Source organism: Amycolatopsis rhizosphaerae, from assembly GCF_007713715.1.
Lineage (GTDB): Bacteria > Actinomycetota > Actinomycetes > Mycobacteriales > Pseudonocardiaceae > Amycolatopsis_E > Amycolatopsis_E rhizosphaerae.
On sequence record NZ_VJWX01000376.1, the window covers coordinates 1 to 7185 of the forward strand.

The window sequence follows — 7185 nt, forward strand, 5'->3', positions numbered from 1 at the left end:
GTGCCGCGGCGGCGGGCACGAGGTGGCCCACTCCAGCGAGTTGCCGTAGCCCCACGGGTCGTCCACCGTCACGACTTCGCCGTAGCGGTAGCTCTTGAACACGTTGTAGATGAACGGCAGGGTCGACACGCCCAGGATGTAGGCACCGATCGTCGAAATCGTGTTCAGCGTGGTGAAACCGTCGGACTCGAGGTAGTCGGCGTAGCGGCGCGGCATACCCTCGTTGCCCAGCCAGTGCTGCACCAGGAACGTCATGTGGAACCCGATGAACGTGGTCCAGAAGTGGACCTTGGCCAGCGTTTCGTCCATCATCCGGCCGGTGATCTTCGGGAACCAGAAGTAGACACCGGCGAAGGTCGCGAAGGCGATCGTGCCGTAGAGCACGTAGTGGAAGTGCGCCACCACGAAGTAGCTGTCCGAGAGGTGGAAGTCCAGCGCGGGCGCGGCCAGCATGACACCGGTCAGACCACCGAAGAGGAAGGTGACCAGGAAGCCGATCACGAACAGCATCGGCGACTCGAAGGTCATCGTGCCCTTCCACATGGTGCCGATCCAGTTGAAGAACTTGACGCCGGTCGGCACCGCGATCAGGAAGGTCATGAAGGAGAAGAACGGCAGCAGCACCGCGCCCGTGGCGTACATGTGGTGCGCCCACACCGAGACCGACAGGCCCGCGATGCTCAGCGTCGCCCAGACCAGCCCCTTGTAACCGAAGATCGGCTTACGGGCGAACACCGGGATGATCTCCGAGGCGACCCCGAAGAACGGCAGCGCCAGGATGTAGACCTCGGGGTGGCCGAAGAACCAGAACAGGTGCTGCCACAGCGTCACCCCGCCGTTGGCCGGGTCGAACACGTGGGCGCCGATCAGGCGGTCGGCCAGCAGACCGACACCGGCCGCGGTCAGGATCGGGAACACGACCAGGATCAGCAGGCTGGTGATCAGGATGTTCCAGGTGAACACCGGCATCCGCCACATCGTCATCCCGGGTGCACGCAGGCAGACGATCGTGGTGATCATGTTGACCGCGCCAAGGATCGTGCCGAGACCACCGACGGCGAGGCCGACGATCCACAGGTTCGCACCCGCGCCCGGCGTGTGCACCGCGTCCGACAGCGGCGTGTAGGCGAACCAGCCGAAGTCCGCGGCACCGCCCGGCGTGAGGAAGCCGGCCAGCATGGTGAGCCCGCCGAACAGGAACAGCCAGAACGAGAAGGCGTTGAGCCGCGGGAACGCCACGTCCGGCGCGCCGATCTGCAGCGGCAGCACGAAGTTGGCGAACCCGAACACACTCGGCGTCGCGTACAGCAGCAGCATCACCGTGCCGTGCATGGTGAACATCTGGTTGTACTGCTCGTTCGACATGAACTGCAGGCCCGGCCGGGCCAGTTCGGTGCGGATGAGCATGGCCATCGCGCCGCCGATCATGAAGAAGGCGAACGTCGCGATGAGGTACATCACGCCGATCTGCTTGTGATCGGTGGTGCGGAACAGTTGAACTAACGCCGCCCCCCGTACCCGCTTGCGCGGGGAAGGCACAACAACCGGGGGCAGGGAGGTCGCCGTCACGGTGTCTCCTGTCTTGCTGATCAAACGTCAGCGACAGGTTTTCAGTCCGACGGGTGCGGACGAAGGGTCCAAAGTCCCCGCGAAAAGGGACCAAAGTCCCGCACCAGGCCAAAATCCCAGGTCCCGGGCCTGTTCGGCGGCTCGTGATATGGACCTCAACTTCCACCCAGGCAAGGTCAGCCTACCCACAGGCCCCATACTTTGGAAAGACTCCAAGGGAACTCACCCGGTTGGCGGGGTCACGCAACGTCCTCTTCGTACTTCTGTCCACACCGGACTCTCCGGCCGAGGAAGGCGAGCAGGCGCTCTCCCGCATCCGCTCCACACCGGACCGTGAGCGGTGGGCCGAACCGGCCCGGCCGGTCCGCGTCGTCCAGTACGAGCGACACCAGTTCGAGGAGTTCCTCCGCGAACGGCTCCGGGATCGGGTGGTCACGGCCACAGGCCCTGGCCACGTCCCAGCCGTGCACCGCGACCTCCACCGCACCCGTCGCGCTCAACAAGGCGGCGGGGAGCGGGAGACCGCCCACCGCGACGGCCTCGCGGGCCGCCGGCGCCCAGGCCCCCAGCACTCTCCGTGCCGCCGCCCGCACCGCCCGCACCGGATCGCCGCGGGGCGGACCGGGCACCGGCCCTCCGGCGATCCGCCCGCCCTCGGCCGCCTCGGCCAGCGCCGACAGCGAGTCGTGCAGATGGGTCAGCAGCGCGCCCAGATCCCAGCCTTCGCAGGGCGTGGCCCGGGACAGCAGTTCGGGGGTGACCGGCGCCACCGCGCCGAGGCAGTACGTGACCGCGCGTTCGAGCAGACCGGACCCACCGGCCGCCGCGTCCCGGGAGGTCATCGTGCCGCCGCGACCGGCAGCGTCTCGGGCAGGCCGAACAGGGTGAACAAACCCGTGTCGAAGAAACAGGTGACGTGCTCGACCCCCGATGCCGACAGCGTCAGCACTGGCATGTTGAACGGCCGGTACACGTCCCCGTCACGCAGGTAGAGCCCGAACCCGGGCTGCCCGTTGGCCCGGAGAGGCACCAGGCGCATGTCACCCGGGCCCTGCGCCGGGCACTGCGTATCGATGAGCCGGGCGATGTTCTCCGCGCCCCGGTACCAGCCGGTGAACGGCGGCATCTCCCAGATCGCGTCCTTGGTGAACAACTCGACCATCGCCGCGAAGTCCTTGCGTTCGAAGGCCGTCACGAACTTCTCCAGCAGTTCGCGCTGGTCCGCGGCGGACGGTTCGACGACCTCGTTCTCGTGGGGGGCTGCCTGGTCGAGCTGGGCTCGGGCGCGCTGGAGGATGCTGTTGACCGCGGTGGTCGTGGTGTCGAGCACCTGCGCCACCTCCGCGGCCCGCCACTGCAGGACGTCCCGCAGGATCAGCACGGCCCGCTGTCGCGGCGGCAGGTACTGCAGCGCGGCGATCAGGGCCAGCCGGATGCTCTCGCGGGAGGTGACGATCGCTGCCGGGTCGCCGCTCTCGGCGCCCGCCATCGCGTCCGGCACCGGCTCCAGCCACGGCACCTCGTCCCGCTCGACCAGCGGATCGCCCGCCTGCGACCCTGGCGCGCCGAGACCGGTGGGCAGCGGGCGTTTCTCCCGGCCCTCCAGCGCGGTCAGGCAGACCCGCGTCGCGATGCGGTAGAGCCAGGTGCGCAACGAGGACCGGCCCTCGAAGCGGTCGTACGCACGCCAGGCCCGCAGGTAGGTCTCCTGCACCAGATCCTCGGCGTCGTGCACGGAGCCGAGCATGCGGTAGCAGTGCGCGAGCAGTTCGCGCCGGTAGGGATCGGCCTGGCGGAGGAAGTCCGCCCCCGCGGGCCGCTCGGTCGCCGTCATGGTCATAAGCATCTCCTCGTCCTACTGCGCCTGTACAGACCCGGCGGACGGCGGAAAGTCATCGGCGGATCGCCGACGAGTTTTCGCGGCGAGCGGAGTCTCCACCCGTGACCGGCGTTTTCCCCTCCCGGAAGGAAGAACCGCGATGACCACGATGCCCCGCTCCGCCACCGCCCGCGCCAAGACGATCACCCTGTGGGTGACCCAGGTGCTGCTGGCACTGTTCCTCGGCGTCGCCTCGGCACTGCCGAAGCTGGCCGGGCAGAGCTACGCCGTGCAGAGCTTCGACGAAATCGGCGCGGGCCAGTGGTTCCGCTACCTCGTCGGTGCGCTCGAACTCGCCGGGGCGATCGGACTGGTGGTCCCCGCGCTCACCGGCGCGGCCGCGCTCGGCTTGGTCGGCCTGCTCCTCGGGGCCACCTACTTCCAGTTGTTCGTACTGCCGGATCCGGCGTATGCGGTCGCCCCGGCGCTGCTGGCGGTGGTCTGCGCACTGCTGGCCTGGGGACGTTGGCCGAGCGTGCGCGCCCTGGTGAATCGCGTCCTCGACCGCTGAGCCGCATCGGAAAACCACTTTCGCCGCCGGGAAGAATCGATGCGTGGGGATCTTCCTGGAGACCGGACGACTCGTGCTGCGGGCGTTCACCGAGGCTGATGCCGACCGCGTCACCGAACTCGACAGCGACCCCGAGGTGATGCGCCACCTGACCGGCGGGAAGCCGACGCCCAGGGAGGTCGTCGTGCGGGAGGTCCTGCCGAAGCTGCGCGCGGGCGGCTACTGGGCGGCGCAGCTCAAGGCGACCGGCGAGTTCCTCGGCTGGTTCGAGTTCCGGCCCTGCCCGGCCGGAACCGAACTCGGCTACCGGCTCCGCCGTGCCGCCTGGGGGCAGGGGTATGCGACCGAAGGGGCGCGCGCCCTGATCGACAAGGGCTTCGCCGAACCCGGCGTGGAACGCGTGGTCGCGTACACGATGACCGTCAACACCCCTTCCCGCCGGGTCATGGAGAAGGCGGGGCTCGGTTTCGTGCGGACCTTTCACCAGCACTGGCCCGAGGCGATCGACGGCTCGGAACACGGCGACGTCGAATACGCGCTGGACCGGCGGGATTGGCGGCGACGACAGGTCGAAGCTGTCAGGCTGGAGGCATGACGAACGATCGCAACGTGCTGGGCGGCGAACTGGAACCGTGCGGTGCCGATCCCGTCACCGGGTTCTACCGCGACGGCTGCTGCCACAGTGGTCCTGACGACCTCGGCAACCACACGGTGTGCGCCGTGGTGACGCGCGAGTTCCTGGCGCACCAGCAGCAGGTCGGCAACGACCTGGTGACCCCGCGCGCCGAGTTCGACTTCCCCGGCCTCCGACCGGGCGACCGGTGGTGCCTGTGCGCGGCGCGCTGGCTGGAGGCGTACGAGGCGGGCATGGCCCCGCCGGTCGTGCTGGCCTCGACCCATGCCAAGGCGCTGGAAGTGGTCAGCCTTCCGGCACTTCGGGAACACGCGGCCGACGTGCCCGCCGACCCTGGTTCGCTGACCTGAGCCAGGCGACGCACACCGCCGCACTCGTCAGCGCGATCGCGGCGGCGACGAGCAGCGAGTCCACGACGACGTTGTGGCGTTCGGCGAAATCCGGTTGCAGCGGGCCGCCGGGATCGTCGAGGACCTCGACCGGGCCCAGCGGTTGCCGGTCGGCGGAATCCGTGCGGATGACCAGGGTGCCCGCCCCGGGGCAGTCGACGGTGTGCACGAAGCCGTACCGGGGATAACGCGAGGTCGTGTCCACCTCCCGGCGGCTCGCCACCCGACAGGTTTCGGAGTGGCCGAACACCCGCAGCACAAGCCCCCGGCCGGGCACCGTCAGCACGGCGAACAGCAGGAAGCCGAGTGCCACCGCGGCCCCCAGCGCCCACCACGGGGCGGCCGCGAGGCGTGCCGTGCCGAGCGCGAACCCGGCCACGCCGAGCACGGCGAACAGGAACGCCAACAGGCCGCTGTGCGGCGGATACACGAAGAGCACCGCCCCGACGAAAATCAGCAACAGCCCGCAGGGAAGCACGATCCGGCCGGTCCGGACACCGAGCTTCCGGGCGAGCTCGCCCGCGGGAGTGCCTGCCATCGCGTCACTCTAGCCAGTGAACGCCCCCTTGTATTGTGACCGCGTGCACGATGCCGGCTACTACGAGCTGCTCGGGGTGGACAAGGATGCCTCCGCGGCTGAGATCAAGTCGGCGTACCGGGCCATGGCGCGCGCCATGCATCCGGACGCGGGTGGTTCTCCCCTGGCCTTCCACCGGCTTCGGGAGGCCTACGAGACGCTGAGCGACCCGGGGCGCCGGGCGGCCTACGACCGGGGGTTCCAGCGCTCCCCGGTGCGGACCCGGCGGCGGCCCCGGGAGTTCGGCGAGGACCCGGCCTTCGTCGCGGACGTGCCCAGCCTCGATCCGGCCACCCTCCCGTGGTGGCACCGCGCCGGGGAGCCCGCCTGCCCCACCTCGCCGAGGCCGCCGGGACACGCCCCGGCGGTCATCCTGCTCGCCTGGCTGCTGCTGGTCGTGCTGCCGATGATGGCGGGCTGGCTGCTGGTGACGCTCTGGTTCCTGCTCGCCACGGCCGTGGCGGTGTGGCTGGTGCGACGGCATCTGCGGGTGCGCGAGGCCCGGCGGCGGCTGATGGCGGAGTTCGGGCAGGTCGCGGTCTACGGCCGCACCGGCGCCGAGGCCGATCACTGGGGTGAGCGGCTGACGGCCGAGCTGCTCACCCGGTACCTCGGCCGGCTGCCGAACGTGCGGATCTTCCACGGGCTCGCGCTGCCCGGTTCGGTGTTCGCCGACATCGACCACGCGGTGCTCGCCGGCCACCGGCTCGTGCTGATCGAGTCGAAGACCTGGCTGCCGGGCTGTTACGGCGCCGACGAGGACGGCACGTTGTGGCGCGACGACCGCCTGTTCCGGGGCGGCGCGACCGGACTGCCCGCCGCGATGGCGGCCTACCGGGACCTGCTGCCCGGGGTGGAGATCCGCGGGGCGTTGGTCATCTATCCCAGTCGCGCGGGCGAGATCACCACCGAGGAGGACTTCGATCTTCCGGTCGCGCCGATGACCCCGGACCAGTTCGTCCACGAGATCGGCGGCTGGCTGGCCGCCGAACCATCCACTGTGGACGCCGAGGTGCTGCGCATCCTCTGCCGCCAGGTCGTCTAGGGACTCCACAGGCACAGCGGTGGCACGGGTTCCCGTCGTGCCACGTAGGTGCCCTTGGACCGGATCGTCACCACGAGGCCCCAGTCGCGCAACAGCCGCGTGGCGTGTCTCGCCGTGCCCAGCGAAACGCCGTACTCGTGAGCGAGCCTGCCCTCGGAGGGCAGCGGGCTGTGGGGCGCCAGTTCGCCGCGCTCGATGCGCTCCGCGAGCCGCTTGGCCAGCTCTTCGTACAGGTAACCGGGCTTGGTGAACTCTTCGTTCATACGACCAAAAGTAGCATAGAAGCAACAAATTGTCGTGCATATCCGGAAGGGGTAGGCTGCGGCGTTGATGGCCGGACAGGATCAGGACGAGGATCAGGACGAGGTGCTCGACGCACGGCTGCGCGCGCTCGCCACGAGGGTGCGCAGGACCCGCCGCGACCGGGACCTCAGTCAGGAGGAACTGGCCGACCGGGCGGGCGTGTCCCGTTCCGTCGTCGCCGAACTCGAACGCTCCCGGCTCGACCAGCCCCCGCGACGGCAGGATCCGCGCAAACGCCCGCCCCCCAACATCACCCTCGACACGCTCTTCCGGATGGC

At 69.6% G+C, this 7185-nt stretch carries 10 protein-coding genes; 5 read left to right on the top strand and 5 right to left on the bottom strand.

Going from position 1 to position 7185, the window contains the following annotated elements; translation table 11 throughout:
* The 3 genes from ctaD to FNH05_RS27840 form a co-directional block, all read right to left on the bottom strand.
* On the bottom strand, positions 1-1569 hold a 1569-nt coding region (ctaD, locus tag FNH05_RS27830), incomplete at its 3' end, for an aa3-type cytochrome oxidase subunit I (RefSeq protein WP_144591815.1).
* A gap of 239 nt (positions 1570-1808) precedes the next feature.
* Positions 1809-2411, bottom strand: coding sequence for a TIGR03086 family metal-binding protein (locus tag FNH05_RS27835; RefSeq protein ID WP_144591816.1), 603 nt, complete (start codon positions 2409-2411; stop codon positions 1809-1811).
* Entirely contained in the window at positions 2408-3415 is a 1008-nt protein-coding gene (locus FNH05_RS27840; RefSeq protein WP_222426725.1) for a sigma-70 family RNA polymerase sigma factor, read from the bottom strand. Before FNH05_RS27840 ends, FNH05_RS27835 begins: the two co-directional genes overlap by 4 nt.
* A 133-nt stretch (positions 3416-3548) precedes the next feature.
* On the opposite strand from FNH05_RS27840, the gene FNH05_RS27845 reads away from it, so the two are divergent.
* From FNH05_RS27845 to FNH05_RS27855, 3 genes are read left to right on the top strand one after another with little or no spacing between them, the layout of a single operon-like run.
* Entirely contained in the window at positions 3549-3959 is a 411-nt protein-coding gene (locus FNH05_RS27845; protein WP_144591817.1) for a DoxX family protein, read from the top strand.
* A gap of 43 nt (positions 3960-4002) precedes the next feature.
* A complete protein-coding gene (locus FNH05_RS27850; RefSeq protein ID WP_144591818.1) occupies positions 4003-4554 on the top strand; it encodes a GNAT family N-acetyltransferase in 552 nt (183 codons plus the stop codon).
* Complete coding sequence (locus FNH05_RS27855) at positions 4551-4943, top strand: DUF2237 family protein (protein ID WP_144591819.1); 393 nt, start codon at positions 4551-4553, stop codon at positions 4941-4943. The genes FNH05_RS27850 and FNH05_RS27855 overlap by 4 nt, the downstream gene beginning before the upstream one ends.
* Here the strand turns inward: FNH05_RS27855 and FNH05_RS27860 are convergent.
* A complete protein-coding gene (locus tag FNH05_RS27860; protein WP_144591820.1) occupies positions 4879-5520 on the bottom strand; it encodes a cytochrome d ubiquinol oxidase subunit II in 642 nt (213 codons plus the stop codon). The two genes, FNH05_RS27855 and FNH05_RS27860, sit on opposite strands and share 65 nt — an antisense overlap.
* A gap of 43 nt (positions 5521-5563) precedes the next feature.
* On the opposite strand from FNH05_RS27860, the gene FNH05_RS27865 reads away from it, so the two are divergent.
* Positions 5564-6604, top strand: a complete 1041-nt coding sequence (locus FNH05_RS27865; RefSeq protein WP_144591821.1) for a J domain-containing protein — start codon at positions 5564-5566, stop codon at positions 6602-6604.
* On the opposite strand, the gene FNH05_RS27870 is transcribed toward FNH05_RS27865, so the two are convergent.
* Complete coding sequence (locus tag FNH05_RS27870) at positions 6601-6867, bottom strand: GntR family transcriptional regulator (protein WP_144591822.1); 267 nt, start codon at positions 6865-6867, stop codon at positions 6601-6603. The two genes, FNH05_RS27865 and FNH05_RS27870, sit on opposite strands and share 4 nt — an antisense overlap.
* Before the next feature lie 67 nt (positions 6868-6934).
* On the opposite strand from FNH05_RS27870, the gene FNH05_RS27875 reads away from it, so the two are divergent.
* Positions 6935-7185: helix-turn-helix domain-containing protein (locus FNH05_RS27875; RefSeq protein ID WP_144591823.1), on the top strand; the 251-nt coding region annotated here is incomplete at its 3' end.

Excerpts from the sequence above, each read along its gene's own strand:
- FNH05_RS27840 (WP_222426725.1), bottom strand. The coding sequence starts at position 3,415 with ATGCTTATGACCATGACGGCGACCGAGCGGCCCGCGGGGGCGGACTTC.
- FNH05_RS27845 (WP_144591817.1), top strand. The coding sequence starts at position 3,549 with ATGACCACGATGCCCCGCTCCGCCACCGCCCGCGCCAAGACGATCACC.
- FNH05_RS27870 (WP_144591822.1), bottom strand. The coding sequence starts at position 6,867 with ATGAACGAAGAGTTCACCAAGCCCGGTTACCTGTACGAAGAGCTGGCC.
- FNH05_RS27860 (WP_144591820.1), bottom strand. The coding sequence starts at position 5,520 with ATGGCAGGCACTCCCGCGGGCGAGCTCGCCCGGAAGCTCGGTGTCCGG.
- FNH05_RS27855 (WP_144591819.1), top strand. The coding sequence starts at position 4,551 with ATGACGAACGATCGCAACGTGCTGGGCGGCGAACTGGAACCGTGCGGT.
- FNH05_RS27835 (WP_144591816.1), bottom strand. The coding sequence starts at position 2,411 with ATGACCTCCCGGGACGCGGCGGCCGGTGGGTCCGGTCTGCTCGAACGC.